Below are 22,168 nucleotides of genomic sequence, written 5' to 3'. Positions count from 1 at the left end.
ACAGGCCCGTAATATCAAGGGGAGAGTCATGAGAGAACGTATAGATTGCGCTGTACTGCTCGAACCGCATGATGGCTTGTGGTCCGCACTGGCCGCCGGTGAGTATCTGGGCGGCAGGCTTATCATGCATCATGTGGGTGGCGATTTGTCTGCTGGCGATTTCGACATGGGTTCGTACTTGCGCGACAACGAAGTCATGCTGCGTCGATATGACGTTTGCATTGTGGGTGTTACGGCTTCTAATTTGCCATGGACGCGTCGTTTGTTGTCCGCTCGCGAAGGCGGCTGCGGCCAAACGCCTGTGCTTGCGGTCATCAGCGGCTTGAAAGCCGCAGCAATCGACGATCTGTTGTCGCTGGGTTTGGCCGACTTTATTCGCTTACCCTTGTGCTACGACGAGCTGCGCGCGCGCATTCAGCAGTTGCTGGTTAATCGGGGAGGGGCGCGTTATGGGATGCAACAGGCACGGGCAAGGGCCGTCATGCAGCTTAACGATGTTGGTCCGCCGCGCGCTGGTGGGGCAGCTGTGCTGTCTGGCCGCGCAGCGCAGTCGGCGGGGCCAGGCACGTCGCTGGCATTGACTGTCGGCTCCGTTTTGCCGTCTATTGACCAAAGGCAGCCCTTGCTCAGCGAAGACGACCTATGCGATACCATACTGCAGCGCACAGGTCTGGAACTCGACGCTTACGCGGTAGCTGCCGCTACGCGTACTGCGACCAATAAAGAATCGTTCCGGGCGGCGAAGGGCAAAGTCATCGAGCGATTCGAGCGCGCTTATATTGCGGCTGCACTGGGGTCTTGTGCCGGCAATATCGCCTTGGCTGCGCGCGGCGCTCAAAAGCATCGTCGTGCGTTCTGGGCACTCATGCGCAAGTACCAAATCGATGCCAGTGTGTATCGCCCCGACCCATCAAACAATTTTTCCCCAGACGGTTAAAATCGTCATGCTTAACTTTCAAGGATTGCCGTGTCTTTTCCAAGCTTAAAAAACGACGTTTTCCTGCGCGCTCTGCTGCGTCAGCCCGTACCTTATACGCCGCTGTGGCTTATGCGCCAGGCAGGCCGCTATTTGCCCGAGTACAACCAAACACGTGCAAAGGCAGGGTCGTTTCTTGGTCTGGCTCAAAATCCTGATTACGCCTGTGAGGTCACGTTGCAGCCGCTCGAGCGCTACGACCTTGATGCGGCTATTCTGTTTTCCGACATTCTGACGATTCCCCATGCCATGGGTTTGGGGCTTGATTTCGTTGCGGGCGAAGGCCCGCAGTTCGCGCACCCCGTGCGTACCGAAGCCGATGTCGCTAAATTGCAGGCGCCTGATTTGTCTAACTTGCAGTATGTGTTCGACGCCGTCTCGCTCATCCGTAAAGAGCTCGATGGCAAAGTGCCGCTTATCGGCTTTGCGGGCAGCCCCTGGACGGTTGCCTGTTATATGGTCGAAGGTCAGGGGTCTGACGATTACCGCCTGATCAAGAGCATGCTGTACAGCCGCCCCGATCTCTTGCACCGTATTCTCGAAGTCAACGTGCAGGCCACAACGGCGTACCTTAACGCCCAAATTCAGGCGGGTGCGCAAGCAGTTATGGTATTTGACAGTTGGGGCGGGGTGCTGGCCGACAGCCTGTTCCAGCAGTTTTCGCTGGCTTACACTCGCAAGGTTGTCGATGGCCTGATCCGTGAGCAAGGGGGGCAGCAGGTTCCTGTTATTGTCTTTACCAAGGGTGGCGGTATGTGGCTCGAAGACATCGCCGCATGTGGCTGCGATGCCATGGGCGTTGACTGGACAGTCAATCTAGCGCAGGCACGTCGCCGTATTAACGACAAGGTTGCGCTGCAAGGTAACCTCGACCCAATGACCCTGTTCGGCACCGAGGCTGCCATTCGTGCCGAAGCGCGCCGCGTCATCGATGATTTCGGCCCGGTGGGTGCAGGTGGGCATGTGTTTAATCTGGGTCATGGTATCAATCGTTTTACCCCGCCCGAAGCGGTCAGTATTTTGGTTGACGAAGTCCACAGCCATAGCCGCGCAAAGCACTGATTCAACGCACATTTGGTTGCAGTGCAATGTATCGGTTTGCCGTCTGAAATTCACCCATCAAGCCCGAGTCATCGGGCTTTTTATCTAAGTTGTGCACAAATATTTTCGCGCCGCACAATTAGCGCGGTCTTCTTAGATACAATTTAATTAATATAAATAAGCAATTGATTTTTATATTATTTTTTTGAATTACAAAAATATTTCGGTAAATTAAGTACTAACTTTAATTGACTTTCCCCAGGGTTATCAATTGCATTTTCCCCAAAGTTATCCACAGGCTTGTTGAAAACACCAGAAGGGCTTGTGTTGTCTGGCTTGGCTGCGAAAATTCTAGAAATTGCTTTAACTTTAAACAAGGCCGGATGTGATCAATGCTGACGTTGTGCCGACGCAAGAACCGACCGAAGCCACGCGATATTGGCTTGGGGTAGCGCTCGACGTCCCCCTCGCCGGGCTGTTCGACTACTACGCATTGATTCCGGTTAATGCAGGTACTCGGGTTATTGTTTCTTTCGGTCGCCGTCAAATGGTCGGCCTGGTGGCGCAGGTGAAAGCAGCCCCCGACATCGCTCCTGGCAGTGTCAAGGCGATTGAAGCTGTGCTCGACGACATCCCCCCCATGTCCGACGATTGGATGCGCCTGGTGTCGTTTGCTGCTCGGTATTACCAGCGCCCGTTGGGCGAGGTAATGCTACCAGCGCTACCTGTGGCATTGCGCAAGGTCGCTAGTTATACGGGTAAAGGGGCGCGTGGCGGGCCAGTGGCCCGGGCCGACAAGTCAAAGCGTAAGGCTGCCGCAGTTTGCGTGGGTGATGCGCCGCCGCTACAGCTCAACCCCGAGCAAACACAGGCTGTACAAGCTGTCACTGCAGCGCAGGGGCATCAAACCTTCTTGCTGCATGGCGTTACAGGCAGCGGCAAAACCGAAGTGTATATGCATGCCGCGAAGCAGGTCTTGGCCCAAGGCCGTCAGGTGTTGTTCATGGTGCCTGAAATCAACCTGACGCCTCAATTCGAGCAGTCGCTGAGGGCGCGGCTGGGCCAGGTCGATAATCCCGATTTATTGGCAGTGCTTCATAGCGGGCTGGCCGATGGCGAACGGTTGCGTGCCTGGTTACGCATCGCGCGGGGGCAAGCCCGCGTGTTGTTGGGTACGCGCTTGTCCATCATGACACCCATGCCCGACCTGGGTCTCATTATCGTTGATGAAGAGCACGACACGTCGTATAAGCAACAAGACGGCTTGCGCTATTCGGCTCGTGATCTGGCCGTCTGGCGAGGTCATGACCTGCAGGTGCCGGTGGTATTAGGGTCGGCTACGCCGTCCCTCGAAACTTGGCATAACGCCCAGCGCGGTCATTATCAATTGTTAAGCCTGACACAGCGCGCCCGCGCCGTGCAACTGCCGCAGGTACGTCTTGTCGATACCCGGCGCCTTGCGCTCGAGCATGGGTTTTCGCCGCAGTTGCTTGACGCAATCAAAGCGCGCTTGGCTCAAAATGAGCAGGTGCTTATTTTTCTTAACCGCCGGGGCTATGCGCCGGTTGTCAGTTGCAACTCGTGTGGCTGGGTCAGCCAGTGTCCGCGCTGCACGGCCTACACCATTTTGCATCGCACTCAGGGTGGACGTACGCATAATCATCTGCAATGTCACCATTGCGGGTATCACGCCTCAGTTCCTCGCCGCTGCCCAGACTGCGGCGACCAAGATTTGCGCCCCATGGGCCGAGGCACGCAGCGCCTCGAAGAGCATTTGGCCGAATGGTTCCCTCAAGCGCGTATTTCACGCATTGACGCCGACAGCACACGTCTTAAGGGTAGCGCCGAAGCCTTGTTTGCGCAGGTGCACGCCGGTGAAGTCGATATTCTGGTCGGCACACAAATGGTGGCGAAAGGTCACGATTTTGCCAAGTTGGGACTGGTGGGCGTGCTCAACGCCGATGCCATGTTGTTTGCACAAGATTTTCGTGCGCCCGAGCGCTTGTTTGCACAATTGATGCAGGTGGCCGGCCGCGCTGGGCGTCACGCTGGCTCCGGCGAGGTCATCATTCAAACCGATTACCCTGAGCAGCCGGTCTACCAGGCATTGTTAAAGCACGATTACCAGGGCTTTGCGCGTTACAGCCTCGAAGAACGCAAGGCCGTCGGCTTGCCGCCTTTTGCCTATCAGGCGTTGCTGACCGCCGAGGCCCGAGCACTCAAGACTGCGGTTGCGTTCTTGTCCGAAGCGGCGACTCTGCCCGATACGGCGCCTGAGCTTTATCCTACATCCGAGGCCGTGACTCGCTACGACCCGGTGCCGTTGCGGGTGGTCAGGGTAGCCAATACCGAGCGGGCTCAACTTCTGGTCGAGAGCGATAGCCGGCCGGCGTTGCAGACTTTTCTGGCGACCTGGTCGGCGGATGTGGCGGCGCTGGCCACACGCCACCGTGTGCGTTGCCACCTTGAAGTTGACCCCCTGGAGATCTGATGACAACGTTTACGCACAATGCATCAATGCCAGTGGGCTACACGCTGCCTGTTGATTTGAATCCGGCGCAGCGTGAGGCAGTTTTGTATCTGAACGGGCCGTGCTTGGTGCTGGCGGGCGCCGGCAGTGGCAAGACCCGAGTCATTACTCAGAAAATTGCTTATTTGCTGCGAGAGTGCGGCTACGCGGGCAGGCAAGTTGTCGCGCTGACCTTTACCAACAAGGCCGCTCGTGAAATGGGTGAGCGCATCAAGAATCTGGTCGATCGCAAGGTTTCCAAGGGGCTGACCGTCAGCACGTTCCACTCTCTGGGTGTCAGGTTCTTGCGTGAAGAGGCCCAGCATGTGGGTCTGAAGTCGCAGTTCTCGATTTTCGACTCTACTGATGCGCTGGCCATCATCCAGGAGTTGTTGGCCACCACCGACAAGGCCCGACTAAAAGCCGTTCAGCAAACCATTTCATTATGGAAGAACGCCTTGGTCGAGCCAGACCAGGCCGAGAAAATTGCGACAACGCCTAGTGATATCGAGGCTGTGCGTGTGTACCGCAGCTATAACGCGACCCTCGAAGCGTATCAGGCGGTTGACTTTGACGACCTGATACGGCTGCCGGCCAGGCTGCTAGAGTCGAACGCCGAGGTGAGGCAGCGCTGGCAGGCCCGGGTACAGTACTTGCTCGTCGACGAGTACCAGGACACCAACGAATGTCAGTATCGCTTGGTGCGCATGCTGACAGGAGACCGCGCCATGTTTACTGCGGTGGGCGATGATGATCAGGCTATCTATGCCTGGCGAGGGGCCACCGTTCAAAACTTGGCCAAGCTGACGACCGACTACCCAGGTTTGAAGCTGATCAAGCTCGAACAAAACTACAGATCGGTACAGCGTGTGCTGGCTGCGGCCAACCAGGTCATCAGCCATAACCCGAATTTGTTTGATAAAAAACTGTGGTCGGACTTAGGCGTTGGCGACCCCATTCAGGTCAAAGCAATGGATTCTGAAGAAATCGAAGCCGAATCTGTTGCTTTTCGTATTTCTTCTGAGCGGGTCGAGCGTCAGGCCAACTGGCGCGATTTTGCTATTTTGTACCGTAGCAATCAGCAGGCTCGAGTGCTGGAACAGGCCCTGCGTAACTTGCGTATTCCCTATACGGTGTCGGGCGGGCAGAGTTTCTTCGACAAGGCAGAAATCCGCGACATTTTGTCGTACCTGCGCCTTATTGCCAACGATGCCGACGATCCATCTTTTATTCGTGCGGTGACCACGCCCCGCCGTGGGATTGGTCAGGCCACCCTGCAGGCGTTGGGTGAGTACGCCTCTGCGCAGCAGTTGTCGTTGTTTGACGCCATTTTTTCAATCGGCACGACCGAACGCCTGTCGGCGCGTCAGCTCGAACCGTTGCAAACGTTTGGCGAGTTCATCCAGCGTATTCAAACGCGTGCCGCCAAGGAAAGTGCTGAAGCGGCTGGTGATATTCTGGATGAGCTGCTGGCCGCCATTCAGTATGAGCGTTATTTGTACGACACCCTTGACGAAAAGCCGGCCCAGACTCGCTGGCAAAATGTGCTCGAACTTGTAGGGTGGTTAAAGCGTAAAGCCGTAGAAGACGATTTGGGCGTCATGGCATTAGTGCAGCATATTGCGCTGGTCACCATGCTTGAACGCAGTGATGACGAGGCGCCTGATGCCGTTAAACTGTCCACGTTGCATGCGTCCAAGGGTTTAGAATACCCCCACGTGTTTTTGGTGGGAGTCGAAGAGGGTTTGCTTCCGCACTTGGGTCGCGATGACGACGACACGGGCTCTGCATCCGGCGAAGATACGCTGGCCCTGCGTATTCAGGAAGAGCGTCGTCTGATGTACGTGGGCATTACGCGCGCGCAACGGACTCTGAATTTAAGCTGGTGCAAGCGTCGTCGCCGTGCGCGCGAAGACGTTGTGCGCGAGCCCTCCCGCTTTATTGCCGAAATGGGTTTGCAGGCCGGTAATGCGGCAGGTGTCGATACGGCGGCCGGGTTAAGCCCTAAAGAACGCCTGGGCATGCTTAAACAGTTACTGAACAAATCGTAGTTTTTATTTTCGATGACCGTGGCCACGGCTGCGCGTCAGGAGACGGAGTGATATGAAAGAAATCAACACCATTGGTATTGTCGGTGCAGGTGCTATGGGGCGTGGTATCGCCCAGATTGCGGCGCAGGCGGGTATTGTCGTCAAGTTGTTCGACCTGAACGCCGCAGCGGTCTTGGCTGCGCGCGAATCATTGCAGCAAACCTGGGACAAGTTGTCGGCCAAGGGCAAGTTGTCCGCCGAAGATGCGACTGCATCACTCGAACGTGTTCATGCGTGCGCCGACTTGTCTGATATGGCGTCAGCCGATCTGGTCATCGAGGCTGTTATCGAGCGCCTAGATGTCAAACGCGATCTATTCAAGCAACTTGAAGGCATTGTTTCGGCCGATTGCATTCTGGCGTCCAATACGTCGTCGTTGGCTATCACGGCTATTGCTGCGGCATGTGACAAACCAGGCCGTGTTGCCGGCTTCCACTTCTTCAACCCTGTGCCGCTCATGAAAGTGGTCGAGATCATCGACGGCCTGCGCTCTGATCGTGAAACCGGTGATGCCCTGATGGCGTTGGCACGCAAAATGGGCCACAAGCCCGTGCGCGCCAAAGACATGCCGGGTTTCATTGTGAACCATGCCGGCCGAGGCCTGAACATCGAAGGTCTGCGCACGGCACAAGAGTCGGTCGCGCCGTTCTACCAAATCGACGCCATCATGCGCGAACAAGCCGGCTTCCGTATGGGCCCGTTCGAGCTGCTCGACTTGACCGCGCTTGATGTCTCGCATCCGGTCATGGAATCAATCTATCAGCAGTTCTATGACGAGCCGCGCTTTCGTCCTTCGCCAATTACTGCGGTGCGATTTGCCGGCGGTTTGTTGGGGCGTAAAACCGGCGAGGGCTTCTATAAGTATCCCGACGGCCAAAAGCAAGTGCCCGCCGAACCTGCGGTTCCAGCGCTGCCCGCCGATCTGAAAGTATGGGTGGCGCCTTATCACTCGGTTGGTCATAAGCGGGCGCTGGGTTTACTTAAATCGTTGGGTGTTACGGTGGTCTCATCCGAGCAGCCGCCTGCCGATGCGCTGTTGGTGGTGACTCCCTATGGCGAAGACACAGCATCGGTGGTCAGTGCATATCAGCTTGATGGCGAACGTACCGTTGCACTGGATACGTTCTTTGGTCTTGAGCAGGGCAAACGCCGTGTTGTCATGTGTTCGCTGGCGACGTTGCCGCAATGGCGCGATGCGGCCCATGCCCTGTTTGCATCCGACAATACGCCCGTGTCGGTAATTGACGACTCGGCCGGGTTTGTGGGCCAGCGTCTGGTTGCGGCTATTGTCAACGTAGCTTGCGACATCGCGCAGCAAACGATTGCATCACCCGAAGATATCGACCTGGCTGTGTCTCTAGGCCTTGGTTACCCCATGGGTGGTCCGCTAAGCATGGGCGACACCCTGGGTGCTGCGCATATTCTTGAAATTTTGCGTGCGATGCACCGGACTACTGGCGACATGCGTTACCGTGCCAGCTTGTGGCTGCAGCGGCGTGTTCAGTTGGGCGTATCGTTACGTACCGAACCAGCCTGCATGTCGGTTTAAGTCGATAAACAGAAATAAAAAAAGCAGCCTACGGGCTGCTTTTTTATGAAGAACGGCTTGTTGGTTGGGGCGGCGTTTGCTTGAAGCGTACGCTTTGAGCCCCCTGCCGTACTTTGATTACTGCGACTTCGAAACCATGTACTGAACGGCTGCGCGGATTTCGTCGTCGGAGGCTTGTGTGCCGCCCCGAGGAGGCATGGCGCCTTTACCTTTGATGGCGATGGCAACCATGGTGTCCATGCCAGTAGCAATAAGGGGTGCCCAGGCGGCTTTATCGCCCAATTTGGGGGCGCCGGCCAAGCCCATGTCGTGGCACGAGAAGCACATGGATTTGTAGAGTTTTTCGCCGGCAGGGTCAACCGATGCGGGGGCTGCAGCAGCAGTCTGGGCGGCGGGAGCTTCTGCTTTAGGGGCTTCGGCAGGTGCAGCAGCAGGTGCGGCCGCCACAGGAGCAACCGGCGCAGCTGCGGCAGCGGGTGCGGCTTCAGCGGGCTTTTCTTCGGCGGCGGGCTCTTTGGGTTCTTCAAACGAAGCGCCCGACTGGTTGGCCATGTAGACCACAGCGCGGTGAATTTCGAAGTCGTCGAGGGTGGGGTTGCCGCCTTTGGCAGGCATGGCATTTTTACCTTTGATGGCGTTGGTAACCAGCGTGTCTTCGCCCGAAGCGACCAGCGGCGCCCAAGCGGCCTTGTCACCCATTTTGGGTGCGCCGGCAACGCCGGCGTTGTGACACGACGCACAGGTGGTTTCGTAAACCTGCAGGCCGGTTTTGAAAACTTTGGGTGCGTTGGCATCGACCAGTGCGAAACCGGCAACCGGTTTGATGCGCTGGGCAATGGCCTCGGGGGTTTGGGCGTCGGAGCCGGCGCCGATCAGATCGCTGGAGACCACTAGGCGAATCAGCAGGAAAATGATGATGACGGGAACGATAAACGACAGGACAACCGTGACAATAAGTTGTTTGGGTGTCTTGATGGGGCCTTCGTGCCCTTCGTGGTTATCTTCGTTGTGGTGTTCTGTGTTGTTCATACTCGAGTCCTGCGTATACGGGAACAAAGGCGCTTGCCTGGATCGGTAAATCAAACTAAGTTAGCGATTATAACGGGTGTGTCGCCCAATTGCAGGGCGCGGTGCTGCGTATCGAAAAAACTTTGCCGTAAACGCGCTACAATAGCGGGCTGACGCGCCCGTAGTTCAATGGATAGAATTAGAGTTTCCGAAGCTCTCGATACAGGTTCGATTCCTGTCGGGCGCGCCAATCAGACCAACCGCACCAACTGAAACCCCGGCAGTATCTTTGCAGCCCGTTCTGGGTCTTCCATGGCAAAGTCCAGGTTCTGGCGTGCGATTTCTACGTGTTCTTCGCCCAACGCCTGGGCGCGACTTCCCTGGTGCTTTTCAATGGCTTGCACAATTGCGTGATGGGTGCGGTGCGCCTGCTTCATCCATTCGTGGCCCTCTTCCATTGACGACTGCATGGGCAGGGTGGCACTGGCGGCGGCAAAGGCCTGGCTATTTAGCGTTTCCATGGTGCGTGCCAGCGTTTTATTGGCGCAGCCGTCGATAATGGCCTGGTGAAAACGGTCGTTCATTTGGGCGTAACGCGCGTAGTCGTCAAGGTCCATGCCGGCTTTGAATACCACGGCATCACCTTCCTCCAGGCAGTCTTTCAGAATTTTCATGGTGCGCCGCGATGCGCCGTTTTCGGCCAACAGTCGGGCTGCAAAGCCTTCAATCACCCCGCGCATCCTGATTGCGTCTGACACATCTTGCATGGTGAAGCTGCGCATGTGGTAGCCGCCGCCTGGCGAGGCTTCGATGAGCCCTTCGTGCTCGAGCGAGACGAGGGCCTGACGAACGGGTGTGCGCGAAGTGTTCAGGCGTTCGGACAGTGGAATTTCGGCTAGACGCTCGCCCGGCGCAAAGGTGCCGTTGAGGATAAGGCCGCGTAACTGTACGAGAACTCGAGATTGTTGGGAGGTCATGTTGTTTGGATTTTGATGGATATTGCCATTGTATACAGGCCATTTGTGGTGCGCGGAAATGCGTGTTTTTGTGTGCGCCTTTTGCCGTGGGTGCTGGCGCTAATGGTCCTGAATAATTGTATGCAATGGAGTCTTTTCTAGTGATTTAAAAGCGATGTTATTAGGGGTTTTCACCAATAAAAACTCTCTTTTTATGCGTTGTTTTATTGTATAAGCAATTGATAAATATCTATTTGTTGACTTGTTTTCTTTGTTTTTTGGTGGTTCGCTGAAATTGCGATAAAAATGGCTTGTTGTATACAATTGTATTCATCATTTATTGCTATTGTTTCAGGGGGCTATATGCTTAGTGCACAACAAAACGATTTCATTACCCGTGTCGGGCCTGGTGCGCCTGCCGGCCAACTGCTGCGCCGCTACTGGCAACCGGTTGCTCTGGTCGACGAACTCGAAGGGCCGCGCCCCGTGCGCCCCGTAAGGCTCATGGGCCAAGAGTTTGTTTTGTTTCGTGACGAAGCCGGCGAGCTGGGTTTCATTGATCGCGACTGCCCGCACCGTGGTGCCGACCTGGCCTACGGCCGTATCGAAGACGGTGGCCTGCGTTGCCCGTTTCATGGCTGGCTATTCAATGTCAAGGGCGATTGCCTCGAAACACCGGCTGAGCCCGAAGGCAGCAAGCTGCACACGCGCATCAAGCAGCGCGCTTATCCGGTGGTGCAGCGCAGTGGCATTATTTTTGCCTATATCGGCGAAGGCGAACCGCCTGCATTCCCCGAATTTGACTGTTTTGTCGCGCCCGACACGCATACGTTTGCCTTTAAAGGCCTGATCGAATGCAACTGGTTGCAAGCGCTTGAAGTCGGTATGGATCCTGCGCATGCCTCGTACTTGCATCGTTTCTTCGAAGACGAAGATACCTCTGAAAGTTACGGCAAACAGTTTCGCGGTGCATCGGCTGATTCTGATATGCCGATTACACGTGTGCTGCGCGAATACGACCGCCCCGACATTTCGGTCGACCCTACTGCGTATGGTTTCCGTTTAACAGCATTGCGCAAGCTGCCTCAAGCGCAAACCCACGTACGTGTAACCAATGTCGTGTTCCCTCAGGCGTTCGTGATCCCCATGAGTGCCGAAATGACGATTTCACAATGGCACGTGCCGGTCGATGACACCCATTGCTACTGGTATGCAATTTTCACCAGCTTTACTGGCCCGGTCGATAAAAAACGTATGCGCGAGCAGCGTCTGGAACTTTATGAATTGCCCGATTATGTGTCGCGCAAAAACAAGCGCAACAACTACGGCTACAACATCGACGAACAAAACACCCAAACCTACACGGGTATGGGTTTTGACATCAACGTGCATGACCAGTGGGCGATTGAATCGCAGGGTCCTATTCAAGATCGTACCCGCGAGCACCTGGGAACGACCGACAAGGGTATTGTGGCGTTCCGTCGTCAGTTGGTGCGAGCCATTGAAAGCACCCTGGAAGGGGGGGGGGCACCCATGCTCATCTCGGCCGATCAGGCGTCGGGGTTTAGCGGGCCGCCTTCTATCGACGGCATCGAAAAAGCGGGCGTTGACCCGGTGCAGTATTGGCAAGAGGCAGACCTGGCACGCCGTAAGGCCTGCGACTGGGCGGCTGCCCGCCTGACCGCACACGCCGGAGAATAAGCATGGCCTCTTTTGTCGAGCGCCACGGCTTGTGGGGTGATGACCAGCGCGCCTGCGCGGCCGAACTTATCGCCCGCATTGACGCCGGCGAAATCGAAACCTTGCGGTTTGCGTTTCCCGATCAGCATGGCATTTTGCGCGGCAAGACACTCGTTGCCGCTGAAGCGAAAGGTGCGCTGTCTGAAGGCGTAAACCTGACGACAACGCTATTGCTGAAAGACACGTCGCATAAAACGGTGTTTCCGGTATTCAATAGCGGGGGGTATCAGATCCCCGGTATGCAGGGGGCGTCAGACTTCACCATTGTTGCCGACCCGGCAACATTTCGAATTTTGCCCTGGACCAACAAAGCGGGCTGGGTGCTTTGCGATGCCTACAGCACTGACGGTCAACCGTCTCCGGTGTCGTCGCGTCAGATCATGACGCGGGCCGTTAAAGAACTCGATGATTTGGGCTACGAGTTTATTGCTGGCCTTGAGGTCGAATTTCATGTGTTCCGGTTGGATGACCCCAATATGGCGTTGACCGATTCCGGTCAGCCCGGCACACCGCCGACGGTATCGCTGTTGTCGCATGGCGCGCAATATCTGACTGAAATGCGATATGACCGCGTGGACGACGTTATGGAGTTGCTGCGCGTGCAGCTGCAAGCGTTGGGGTTGCCGCTGCGCTCGCTTGAGGTTGAATTCGGCCCCAGCCAGTTCGAACTGACCTTCAGCCCTACGGTGGGGCTGGCGCCGGCTGATCTGATGATTCTCGTGCGTAGTGCCATCAAGCAAATCTGCTACAGGGCCGGCTATCACGCGACGTTTATGTGTCGTCCGCGCATTCCTAATGTCATGTCCAGCGGGTGGCATTTGCATCAGTCATTGCGCAGCAAGGCTACCGGTCAGAATGCGTTTGTGCCAGAAGTTGAAGGGACCGACTTAAGCCCGTTGGGTATGCAGTATTTGGCAGGGCTTAAAGCGCATGCGTGCGGTGCGGCGGCCCTGGCCAGCCCCACCATTAATGGATATCGGCGCTATCGGCCGTTTTCGTTGGCACCCGATCGTGCTGTTTGGGCGCGCGATAATCGCGCGGCCATGTTGCGTGTGCTGGGCGGTGTGGGCCAGTCGGCAACACGCATTGAAAATCGCGTGGGCGAGCCGACCGCAAATCCTTATCTGTATATGGCGTCACAGTTATACGCCGGCCTTGACGGTATTGCGCGTCAACTCGACCCGGGGCCATCGGCCGACGTACCCTACGAAGCTCAGGCCGAATTGCTGCCGCGGTCTTTGGGCGAGGCACTGCAGTGCCTGCGTAACGACGCTTGTCTGGTGGAGAAACTGGGCCCGGGCTTTGTCGATTATTTTTGCCATATTAAAGAAGCGGAAATTGCGCGCTTCAATCTTGACGTATCCGAGTGGGAACACCGCGAATACTTTGATTTGTTCTAGGACGATTTATGACGGTTATTCATTACATTCTTCGCGATGGCACCGACCGTGCCGTTGATGCTAAAGACGGTGCCAGCTTGATGGAAAACGCCATCATGAACAATGTGCGCGGCATTGAAGCTGAGTGCGGCGGTTGCTGCTCCTGTGCGACTTGTCACGTGTATGTCGACGAGAAGTTTGCGGCGTTGCTGCCGGCCCCGGACGACATGGAAAACGAGTTGCTAGACGGTGTTGCCGCCGAGCGCAAGCCAACCAGCCGCTTAAGTTGCCAGATCAGCGTAGGGCCTGAGCTGGACGGCTTGATTGTGCATATCCCCGAGGCGCAGTATTAGTCAACGCGCTTTGCCTGAACATTAATAACGGGTTGCGAAACAGAACAGATCAGGCATACCCGAAAATCATAAAGGAGCAATTGTGGGTTTGTGGAAGAAAGCAGGGTTTTTGGGTGTTGTTGTTTCGGGGGCGTTATTGGTTGCGGGCCAGGCCACGGCACAAGATGTGATCAAGGTGGGCATGATTGCCGAAATGACAGGGCCGTTTGCCGAGTTTGGTCGCCAGATGAAAGCCGGTATCGAGGCTTATCAGAACCAGCATGGTGCGACTGTAGACGGCCGTCGAATTGAAGTGATTTACAAAGACGTTGGGGGGCCGCAGCCGGAAGTGGCCAAGCGTCTGGCGCAAGAGCTTATTGTGCAAGACAAGGTCGACATTCTGGCAGGCTTCGGGTTTACGCCCAACGCACTGGCGGTTGCGCCTGTAGCGACACAAGCCAAGGTGCCCATGGTGGTCATGAATGCGGCATCGGCAAACCTGACATCGCGCTCGCCTTACATGGTGCGCACCTCGTTTGGTTACGATACGATGGTGCCGCCCATTGCCCAATGGGCGCTTGAGCAAGGCCAGAAAAAGGCTTATATGATCGTGGCTGATTATGCACCAGGGCACGATGCCGAGAAAGCCTTCAAGCAGGCCTACGAGCAGGGCGGCGGCGAAATTATTGGTAGTGTTCGCGTGCCGCTCATGACTGTTGATTTCGCGCCGTATTTGCAGCGTGTCAAAGATTCGAAGCCCGATGTTTTGTTTGCATTCGTCAACGCTGGCAACGTGGCGCCCGCGCTGTTTAAAGACTTTAAAACCAAAGGCCTGGCAGATGACGGCATCAAGCTGATTGGTACCGGTGACATTGTGTACGAATCGATTCTTGACGTGATTGGTGATAACGGGCTGGGTGCAACGACAGTCTATCCCTACTCCATGCAGCATCCGTCCGAGCTGAACCGTACCTATATTCAACAGTTTCAGGCGGCGCTTGGCGCCAAAGAGCGGCCCACGATCATGAGCGTTTCTGCTTACGATGGCATGGCCCTGATTTACGGTGGTCTGAAAAAGGCTGGTGCCAATGCCGACGGACAGGCCTTGCTTGAGGCGTTCAAGGGGTTGTCCTTTGAAAGCCCGCGTGGTCCCATTGCTATCGACCCCGAAACGCGAGATGTTGTCCAGAATCAGTACATTCGTCGCCTTGAGCGTGTCGATGGAGCGCTGATGAATGTGGAGTTCAAGACGTATGAAGCCGGTCGTTGAGGGCAGGGGTGCAACAGGGCAGGGCGCGGCAGCACCGGCGTCCAGCCTGGCAGTTGGCACAGCGCCAGTCACCGAAAAGTCGGTAACGCCTGCCCGCAGCCTTGCGATGATGGTCGGGCAGTTTCGCAGGGGTGAACTGTCCCCGGTCACGGTCATGCAACAGGTGCTTGACGACATCCAGGCCGACACGGCGGGTATTAATGCGTTTTGTCTGCTCGACCCCGATCAGGCCATGGCGCAAGCTCAGGCCGCCCAGGCACGCTACCTTGCGCGGGCACCGTTGGGTCTACTCGACGGTGTTCCGGTTTCGGTTAAAGATCTGGTGGCGGTCAAGGGTTGGCCCACACGGCGCGGCTCGTTATCGTCATTGGCCGACCCGGTGGCTGCGCAAGATGCGCCAGCCGTAACGCTGCTTCGCAACGCGGGCAGCGTCATCTTCGGGAAAACAACCACGACCGAATTCGGCTGGACGATCGGGTCAACCAATCCGCATACTGGCGTGACCCGCAACCCCCGGTCGCTTGAGCATTCGGCCGGTGGCTCCAGCAGTGGCGCCGCGGCCCAGGTGGCGGCAGGGTGGGGGCCCGTTGCGTTAGGTAGTGATGCCGGCGGGTCGGTGCGCATTCCCGCATCTTGGTGCGGCGTCGTCGGTTTCAAACCCACCTTCGGCGCCATCCCTTTGGCACCGCAAAGCGCCTTTGCCGAATTCGCGCATTTAGGGCTAATTACGCCTAGCGTGGCCGATTGCACTTGGGCGTATTCGGCTATGGCGGGTGCGCATCCGCTTGACCCTTCCTCACTTTTTACTCGTGCTGGAGGTTCGTTGCCGGGGCAATGCTTGCGCATTGGCTGGGCAACGCAAATCCATGCCGACGAAGCGCTCGATCCGACCATTGACACTGCATTCAGGCAATTTGTGTCGAGGCTGGGTGGACAGGGCTACGATGTAAAGCCGGTAAATTTGCGTACCGAAGGCCTTGCAGAAGACATGTGGCGTGTCTGGCAGTCGCGCATATACGAATCGTTTGTCGACTGGTCTCCCGACAAACTGGCTTTACTCGACCCGCGTTTGAGTGGGGTGTATGAAGCAGGGGCCAGGCTGGACCACGCTGAGCTGACCCGCAGCCGGGCACGTTTACGCACGTTTGCAACACGTATTGCTACCTTGTTCAGCGAGATCGACGTATTGCTGACACCGGCGACGTCGCAGGTCGCGCCGCGCCTCGATGCCCCTGTTGCGACGTCCCCGGATGCCGAGAACTGGTTTGCCGACAATGGCTTTGCATTTCCGTTCAATATTACGCAAATGCCGGCTATTGCCATGCCGCTGGGGGTTAACGCTGCGGGTTTACCGTTTGGTTTGCAGGTGGTTGGCCGTCGCTACGAAGACGAACAAGTGTTAAGGTTTGCCGCAGAACTTGAACTTCATCTTCAACGCACTGCATGAAACCTGTCGCCATATTCCAGCATTCCGATATCGGCCGTCCCGGTTCGGTCATCGACATTATCAACGCCCTGGGTCTTTCGTATTCGATCATTGAAACGTATCGGGGCGAGCCGGTGCCCCGGCACGCCGACGATTTCAGCGGGTTGATCTTCATGGGCGGGCCCATGGGGGTGAATGATAATGACGAGTGGCTGGAGCACGAGCGGGACTTGATACGTCGGGCCGATGCGCAGGATATTCCGGTAGCTGGCCATTGCCTGGGAGCGCAGCAGTTGGCCAAGGCGTTAGGAGCGACGGTGCAGCGCAATGTGCGACCCGAGATCGGCTGGCAGCCCATTGCTGTCGAGTCCGACCCGCTGGCGTTAAGGTGGTGGGGCGTGTTGCAGCCAGATAGTCTGTTAACGTTTCAATGGCATAGCGACACCTTCGAACTACCCGACCGCGCGCACCGGATTGCTACCGGCATCCATTGTGCCAATCAGGCCTTTGTGGTGCGCGACTTGCATATTGGCATGCAATCGCATTTCGAAATGACGCCTGCTCTGGTTCACGACTACTATCAGCGCAACGGCGCTTTTTTGCGACGCGAGCATGCCGCAGGTAACCCTGCCGTGACGTCGGTTGAGGACACGCTGAGCCAGCTTGATGAGCGTACCGATGGCATGAAAGCAGTACTCCAGCGGGTATATACCCGCTGGGCACTGGGACTTAAAGCATAAGGCTTTATTTCAGAAGATTGCGCAGCACATACTGCATGATGCCGCCATGGCGGTAGTAGTCGGCCTCGCTGGGGGTGTCGATTCGAACGATGGCATCAAAGCTGATGTTGCCGGCGCTGACCTTGACTGTTGCCGGCACTTTGCCCTGATTCAAGGTCTCAATGCCGGTAATTGAAAATACCTCTTCACCCGTCAAGCCCAGTGACTGCACCGATTGGCCGGCCGGAAATTGCAGGGGGAGTACGCCCATGCCCAGCAGGTTGGAGCGGTGAATTCGCTCGTAGGACTCGGCGATGACGGCGCGTACGCCCAGCAGGACTGTACCTTTGGCCGCCCAGTCGCGAGACGACCCCGAGCCGTATTCTTTGCCCGCCAGAATTACCAGCGGCGTGCCGGCTTTGATGTACTGGGTGGATGCGTCGTAAATGCTGGTAACCGGCGCATCGGGCTGAGAAAAGTCGCGTGTATAGCCGCCCTCGGTGCCCGGCGCCAACTGGTTACGCAGCCGTACGTTGGCAAACGTACCCCGAATCATGACCTCGTGGTTGCCACGCCGTGAACCGTAAGAGTTGAAGTCGGCGGGCGTGATGTTGTGGCTGGTCAGGTACGCTGCGGCGGGCGAGCTTTTTGCAATTGAGCCTGCCGGGCTGATGTGGTCGGTGGTAACCGAGTCGCCTAGAAGCGCCAGGACGCGCGCGTTACGGATGTCGGTAACCGGCTCGGGTTGGCGCGGCATGTTGGCAAAATAGGGCGGTTTGCGCACATACGTAGAGCTGTCATCCCACTGGAACAGTTGCCCTTTGGGTGTAGGCAACTTTTGCCAGCGCGCGTCGCCCGCAAACACATTGGCGTAGCCGCCGGCAAACATGTCGGCTGCAATCGTGCTGTCGATAACTGCCTGAACTTCGGCCGTGGTAGGCCAGATGTCTTTCAGGTATACGTCTTGCCCGTCTGTGCCTTTGCCTAGCGGCTCGGCGTACATATCGATGTCCATTGTGCCGGCCAGTGCGTAGGCGACGACCAGCGGCGGCGACATCAGATAGTTCATCTTGACTTCGGGGTGGATTCGGCCTTCGAAGTTGCGGTTACCCGATAAAACTGACACGACCGACAAATCATGTTCGTTGATGGCATTACTGACTTCGGGAATGAGTGGCCCGGAGTTGCCGATGCAGGTGGTGCATCCGTAACCCACCAGGTTAAAGCCCAGTTTATCCATGTAGGGCGTCAGCCCGGCACGTTCGTAGTAGTCGGTGACCACGCGAGACCCGGGCGCAAGGCTGGTCTTGACCCAGGGTTTGCGTGTCAACCCTTTTTCGACGGCCTTTTTGGCCAGCAAGGCCGCCGTTAGCATGACGGCCGGGTTGGAGGTGTTGGTACACGACGTGATGGCGGCGATAACGACCGAACCATGGTCGAGTTGGCCTGTGCTGCCATCGGCCAGTTTGATGGGGACGGCCGCATGGCGACGCGTGCCGGTGGCCGCTTCGGTGTGATCGGTAGGGGCGGGGGATTGGGCTGCTTTTTCGTCGTGCGATGGCGGGTCGGAGGCCGGGAAGGATTCGGCCACGGCCTTGTCGTACCCTTTGGGCTTTTGGTCGGGAGCGTTGATGTAAGACGAGAGCGCCCCTTGGAAAGAGGGCTTAGCGTCGGTCAGTGCGATCCGGTCTTGGGGGCGTTTTGGCCCGGCGATAGAAGGTACGACGGTCGAGAGGTCGAGCTCGAGCCGTTCAGAGTAGCGCGGTTCTGCTGCGGGGTTGTGCCACAAGCCTTGCGTTTTGGCGTAGGCCTCGACCAGGTCGATTTGTGCTTGCGGGCGACCCGTAAGCGCCATATAGCGCAGGGTTTCGTCGTCAATGGGAAAGATAGCAACCGTTGAGCCGTATTCGGGGCTCATGTTGCCGATGGTGGCCCTGTTGGCCAGGGGTACTGCCGACACCCCTGGCCCGTAAAACTCAACAAACTTGCCAACAACGCCATGCTTGCGCAGCATTTCGGTAATCGTCAGGACCAGGTCGGTTGCGGTGGTGCCTTCGGGCAACGAGCCGGTAAGCTTGAACCCAACAACGCGCGGGATCAGCATGGAAATGGGTTGGCCCAGCATGGCCGCTTCGGCTTCGATGCCGCCGACCCCCCACGCTACGATGCCCAGCCCATTAACCATAGGTGTGTGCGAATCGGTACCGACGCAGGTGTCGGGGTAGGCCTGCTTGTTCACGCCGTTGTCTTTGGTAAAGACGACGCGTGACAAATGCTCCAAATTCACTTGGTGGACAATGCCGGTGCCCGGCGGGACGACCTTGAAGTTCTGGAAGGCCTCTTGACCCCAGCGCAAAAATTGGTAGCGCTCTAGGTTGCGTTGGTATTCGATATCAACATTTTGTTCGAACGCCGTTTTTTGCCCGAACACGTCGACAATGACGGAGTGATCGATGACCAGTTCGACGGGCGCCAGTGGGTTGATCTTAGTGGGGTCGCCGCCCAGTTCTTTGACCGCTTCACGCATGGTGGCCAGATCGACGACAGCCGGTACGCCGGTAAAGTCTTGCAACACGACCCGCGCAGGTGTGAAAGCAATTTCTTTGTCGGGTTCGGCTGCGGGGTTCCAGCCTGCCAGCGCACGGATGTCTTGCGCCGTGACGTCTGATCCGTTTTCGGTGCGTAGCAGGTTTTCGAGCAGGATCTTCAGGCTGTAGGGCAGGCTGGCCACATCGAGCCCGTTGCCTTTGACGGCATCGAGCCGGTAGATTTCGTAGGATTCGCCGCCGACATCAAGCTGTTGTCGGGCGCCAAAACTATTGGTGTTGCTCATGACGCATCTCCCGGTTGGTAAAAGGGCGTGCCGCAGGGCAGCTACCCTTTTATCTTAACCCCCGGGGAGCGACCTTGCTATTGGGTTGCGGCCCAGGACGGCACGGGCGCATGAAGTGCCGCGTGATATTTGGCGACGTAAGTGTCGAAAGACTCGGTGTCGCTGTTTTCGATGGCAACTTGTTCGGCCAGCGATTCGGTCGCGGTGCGCTCTAGGTTGGCTACTGTTTCGGGCGCCAGTGGTGTGGCGGTCAGGGTTTGATGGTGGGCCAGGCTTTGCGCGAGCGTGTAGTCGTGGAAGGTGCGACCACTGGCGCGCAGGTCGGCCAGCAGACGCGCGGACGGTGTTTCTTCGACGTGATTGACCTTTTGTGCCTGCACTTGCAAAGCCTGCGCATGCAAGGTGGTGTTATTTGCAGTGTCGAGCAATTCGGCGTAGGGCCCAATGCGTTCAATCAGTTCTCGGCCCCATTCTTGTAAGCCAATGGGTTGGTTCTGACGGACCAGTTTCAGGCCGGGTTCGCGGCCGCGTTTGGAAACAACGCCGAAGTTATCGTTGCTGTCGCGGCAAAAGCCGTTATTTGGGAAAAACGGGCTGTCTTCGACTGCGCAAAACAGCAGGAAGGCGTCCATGAAGGCGCTGGTGGTATCTGGAATGCCTACCGGACAGAACGGATCGATGTCGAGGCACCGTACTTCGATGTATTGGACTCCGCGCGCAGCCAGTGCTGTTGACGGGCGTTCACCGCGCTCTACAGAGCGCTTGGGCCGGATGCTGGAGTAGTACTCGTTTTCAATTTGCAGCAGATTGGTGTTCAGCTGGATCCATTCGCCGTTGCGATGGGTGCCGATGGCTTCGTAGGCAGGCCAGGGCGTGGTGACGGCATCGTGCAAACGCTTCAGAAAGGTTTCGATGTCGTTGTAGCACAGCTGAAGTTCGGACTGTGCCTTGTTGTTGTAGCCCAGGTCGCTCATGCGCAGGCTGGTGGCGTAGGGTAGGTACAGCGTGTCGTCGTCGAAGCGTTCGAGCTGATGCGGCTGGCCTTTGACAAAACTGGTCGAAATGGCCGGCGACGCACCGAACAGATACATGAGCAGCCAAGAATAGCGCGTAAAGTTGCGAATCAGCGCCAGATAGCCTTTTGAGCGCTGTTCTTCGATGCTGTTGCCTTCGGTGCCCAACAGAGCCCAGATGTCGTCGGGCAATGAAAAGTTGTAATGAACGCCGGCAATACATTGCATGGCTTTGCCGTAGCGTTCGGCCAGGCCGCGCCGATACACATGCTTTAGCATGCCCGTGTTCGATGTGCCATACCAGCCGATGGGGATGTCGGCCTCGCCGGGCAGCAGGGCAGGCATGGATTGGTTCCAGATCAGTTCGCCCCGCAGCTTGCCCGCGACAAACCGGTGAATGTCTTCAAGCTCGCCCAGTAGCGACTCGATCGACCCGTGTACGCCGGTAATCAGTTCGAGCAGGGCTTCGGAGTAGTCGGTGGTGATTTTAGGATTGGTTAGCGCGCTGCCCAGCTGCTGTGGGTGAGGCGTACGGGCCAGGGCGCCGCTCAGGTCTACCCGCAGCCCTTCTTTTTCGATACCCCGCATAATGCCTCGCAAGACGGAGGCCTTGGGGTGCAGCAGCGTGTGTCGTTCGGCGCGTTGGTTCATTCGGTGTATCTTCTTGATATGGGCGTATGGCAGCGGATTTTACCCGAGCCCCTACAATGTACGCCTGTGAATGTTTTTTTGCTGTATTTCCAGCAAATTCCAAAGGGGATTTGAGGTGTTTCGTTCGGTCTTGATGGCGCTGCGCGCCTTGGTTGTAGTGGCGTTTGCCGGTTTTTTGGTGGGGTGCTCCCCCGACTACAACTGGCGCGAAGTCACGCTGGCCGACGGCCTGGTCATGGCTGCGTTTCCTGATAAACCCCGGGTACAAAAAAAGACGCTGCCCTTCGAGGGGCACGCGCTTGAATTTTCGTTGACAGGCACGGTGTTGAACGATGCCGTGTTTGCTGTCGGCCATGCGCCGCTGCCACCGGTTATCGGGCAAGACGCCGGCATGCGCGAGCGCCTGTATCAGCAGACGTTGCTGTCGTTTTACGGGAATTTCGGGGAGCAACCCCCCAATCCGTTGCCCCGCCAGGGCCAGCCATTTGAGATTGCCGGGAAAGGCCCTGGCGGGCCGTTGCGCCTTCAGGGGGTGGTGTGGGTGCATTCGTCGTCGATCACCGAAGCGTTGGTCATGGCCCCTGCCGATCGGTTTCCCACCGAGCCGGCCGGGCAGTTCTTGAACGCGGTCAAAGCGCCGGGGAGCTGACTAGGCCGCGCTTAGCGTCTGGAGGTT

General features: G+C 57.1%; 16 protein-coding genes and 1 tRNA gene. 13 read left to right on the top strand and 4 right to left on the bottom strand.

Annotated features, from left to right (window positions below):
* Positions 1-28: 28 nt before the first annotated feature.
* The 5 genes from PuT2_RS04310 to PuT2_RS04290 all read left to right on the top strand — a co-directional run bounded on the left by PuT2_RS04310 (position 29) and on the right by PuT2_RS04290 (position 8,165).
* Positions 29-937, top strand: a complete 909-nt coding sequence (locus PuT2_RS04310; RefSeq protein ID WP_254046931.1) for a hypothetical protein — start codon at positions 29-31, stop codon at positions 935-937.
* A gap of 30 nt (positions 938-967) precedes the next feature.
* Positions 968-2,038, top strand: a complete 1,071-nt coding sequence (gene hemE, locus PuT2_RS04305) for a uroporphyrinogen decarboxylase (RefSeq protein ID WP_093969792.1) — start codon at positions 968-970, stop codon at positions 2,036-2,038.
* A 367-nt stretch (positions 2,039-2,405) separates the two neighbouring features.
* Complete coding sequence (locus PuT2_RS04300; protein ID WP_093970071.1) at positions 2,406-4,508, top strand: primosomal protein N'; 2,103 nt, start codon at positions 2,406-2,408, stop codon at positions 4,506-4,508.
* The gene (locus tag PuT2_RS04295) at positions 4,508-6,577 is read left to right on the top strand and encodes a UvrD-helicase domain-containing protein (RefSeq protein ID WP_254046929.1); all 2,070 of its coding nucleotides are present in this window, start codon (positions 4,508-4,510) and stop codon (positions 6,575-6,577) included. Before PuT2_RS04300 ends, PuT2_RS04295 begins: the two co-directional genes overlap by 1 nt.
* 52 nt (positions 6,578-6,629) lie before the next feature.
* A complete protein-coding gene (locus PuT2_RS04290; protein ID WP_093969791.1) occupies positions 6,630-8,165 on the top strand; it encodes a 3-hydroxyacyl-CoA dehydrogenase in 1,536 nt (511 codons plus the stop codon).
* Positions 8,166-8,282: 117 nt separating this feature from the next.
* Here PuT2_RS04290 and PuT2_RS04285 read toward each other — a convergent pair whose 3' ends face one another.
* Positions 8,283-9,194, bottom strand: a complete 912-nt coding sequence (locus PuT2_RS04285; RefSeq protein WP_093969790.1) for a cytochrome c5 family protein — start codon at positions 9,192-9,194, stop codon at positions 8,283-8,285.
* A gap of 154 nt (positions 9,195-9,348) precedes the next feature.
* Here PuT2_RS04285 and PuT2_RS04280 point away from each other — a divergent pair.
* Positions 9,349-9,423, top strand: a tRNA-Arg gene (locus PuT2_RS04280).
* A 1-nt stretch (position 9,424) separates the two neighbouring features.
* On the opposite strand, the gene PuT2_RS04275 is transcribed toward PuT2_RS04280, so the two are convergent.
* A complete protein-coding gene (locus tag PuT2_RS04275; RefSeq protein WP_093969789.1) occupies positions 9,425-10,150 on the bottom strand; it encodes a GntR family transcriptional regulator in 726 nt (241 codons plus the stop codon).
* A gap of 342 nt (positions 10,151-10,492) precedes the next feature.
* Here PuT2_RS04275 and PuT2_RS04270 point away from each other — a divergent pair, with 342 nt between their 5' ends.
* The 6 genes from PuT2_RS04270 (at position 10,493) to PuT2_RS04245 (ending at position 17,016) form a co-directional block, all read left to right on the top strand.
* Complete coding sequence (locus PuT2_RS04270) at positions 10,493-11,830, top strand: aromatic ring-hydroxylating dioxygenase subunit alpha (RefSeq protein ID WP_093969788.1); 1,338 nt, start codon at positions 10,493-10,495, stop codon at positions 11,828-11,830.
* 2 nt (positions 11,831-11,832) lie between these two features.
* Positions 11,833-13,269 carry a glutamine synthetase family protein gene (locus PuT2_RS04265; protein WP_093969787.1) on the top strand — a complete coding sequence of 479 codons (1,437 nt, stop codon included), beginning with the start codon at positions 11,833-11,835 and terminating at the stop codon, positions 13,267-13,269.
* A gap of 8 nt (positions 13,270-13,277) precedes the next feature.
* Complete coding sequence (locus tag PuT2_RS04260; protein WP_093969786.1) at positions 13,278-13,601, top strand: 2Fe-2S iron-sulfur cluster-binding protein; 324 nt, start codon at positions 13,278-13,280, stop codon at positions 13,599-13,601.
* 82 nt (positions 13,602-13,683) lie between these two features.
* Positions 13,684-14,850, top strand: a complete 1,167-nt coding sequence (locus PuT2_RS04255; RefSeq protein ID WP_371596299.1) for an ABC transporter substrate-binding protein — start codon at positions 13,684-13,686, stop codon at positions 14,848-14,850.
* Positions 14,834-16,297, top strand: coding sequence for an amidase (locus PuT2_RS04250; protein ID WP_254046928.1), 1,464 nt, complete (start codon positions 14,834-14,836; stop codon positions 16,295-16,297). Before PuT2_RS04255 ends, PuT2_RS04250 begins: the two co-directional genes overlap by 17 nt.
* Positions 16,294-17,016 carry a type 1 glutamine amidotransferase gene (locus PuT2_RS04245; RefSeq protein WP_093969785.1) on the top strand — a complete coding sequence of 241 codons (723 nt, stop codon included), beginning with the start codon at positions 16,294-16,296 and terminating at the stop codon, positions 17,014-17,016. The genes PuT2_RS04250 and PuT2_RS04245 overlap by 4 nt, the downstream gene beginning before the upstream one ends.
* Before the next feature lie 4 nt (positions 17,017-17,020).
* Here the strand turns inward: PuT2_RS04245 and PuT2_RS04240 are convergent, their stop codons facing one another.
* A complete protein-coding gene (locus tag PuT2_RS04240; RefSeq protein WP_093969784.1) occupies positions 17,021-19,828 on the bottom strand; it encodes an aconitate hydratase in 2,808 nt (935 codons plus the stop codon).
* Between the two features lie 77 nt (positions 19,829-19,905).
* Complete coding sequence (gshA, locus tag PuT2_RS04235; RefSeq protein ID WP_093969783.1) at positions 19,906-21,492, bottom strand: glutamate--cysteine ligase; 1,587 nt, start codon at positions 21,490-21,492, stop codon at positions 19,906-19,908.
* Between the two features lie 115 nt (positions 21,493-21,607).
* Between gshA and PuT2_RS04230 the strand changes: the two genes are divergently transcribed.
* The gene (locus PuT2_RS04230; protein ID WP_093969782.1) at positions 21,608-22,141 is read left to right on the top strand and encodes a hypothetical protein; all 534 of its coding nucleotides are present in this window, start codon (positions 21,608-21,610) and stop codon (positions 22,139-22,141) included.
* Positions 22,142-22,168 lie beyond the last annotated feature (27 nt).

It is taken from the genome of Pusillimonas sp. T2 (genome assembly GCF_002236805.1).
Taxonomy (GTDB): Bacteria; Pseudomonadota; Gammaproteobacteria; order Burkholderiales; family Burkholderiaceae_B; genus Neopusillimonas.
The sequence above is the reverse complement of the archived record's forward strand: the minus strand, read 5'-3'. Positions and strand labels throughout refer to the sequence as shown.

Coding starts and splice junctions, on each gene's coding strand:
- PuT2_RS04310 (WP_254046931.1), top strand. CDS start 29: ATGAGAGAACGTATAGATTGCGCTGTACTGCTCGAACCGCATGATGGC.
- PuT2_RS04295 (WP_254046929.1), top strand. CDS start 4,508: ATGACAACGTTTACGCACAATGCATCAATGCCAGTGGGCTACACGCTG.
- PuT2_RS04290 (WP_093969791.1), top strand. CDS start 6,630: ATGAAAGAAATCAACACCATTGGTATTGTCGGTGCAGGTGCTATGGGG.
- PuT2_RS04285 (WP_093969790.1), bottom strand. CDS start 9,194: ATGAACAACACAGAACACCACAACGAAGATAACCACGAAGGGCACGAA.
- PuT2_RS04275 (WP_093969789.1), bottom strand. CDS start 10,150: ATGACCTCCCAACAATCTCGAGTTCTCGTACAGTTACGCGGCCTTATC.
- PuT2_RS04270 (WP_093969788.1), top strand. CDS start 10,493: ATGCTTAGTGCACAACAAAACGATTTCATTACCCGTGTCGGGCCTGGT.
- PuT2_RS04265 (WP_093969787.1), top strand. CDS start 11,833: ATGGCCTCTTTTGTCGAGCGCCACGGCTTGTGGGGTGATGACCAGCGC.
- PuT2_RS04260 (WP_093969786.1), top strand. CDS start 13,278: ATGACGGTTATTCATTACATTCTTCGCGATGGCACCGACCGTGCCGTT.
- PuT2_RS04250 (WP_254046928.1), top strand. CDS start 14,834: ATGAAGCCGGTCGTTGAGGGCAGGGGTGCAACAGGGCAGGGCGCGGCA.
- PuT2_RS04245 (WP_093969785.1), top strand. CDS start 16,294: ATGAAACCTGTCGCCATATTCCAGCATTCCGATATCGGCCGTCCCGGT.
- PuT2_RS04240 (WP_093969784.1), bottom strand. CDS start 19,828: ATGAGCAACACCAATAGTTTTGGCGCCCGACAACAGCTTGATGTCGGC.
- gshA (WP_093969783.1), bottom strand. CDS start 21,492: ATGAACCAACGCGCCGAACGACACACGCTGCTGCACCCCAAGGCCTCC.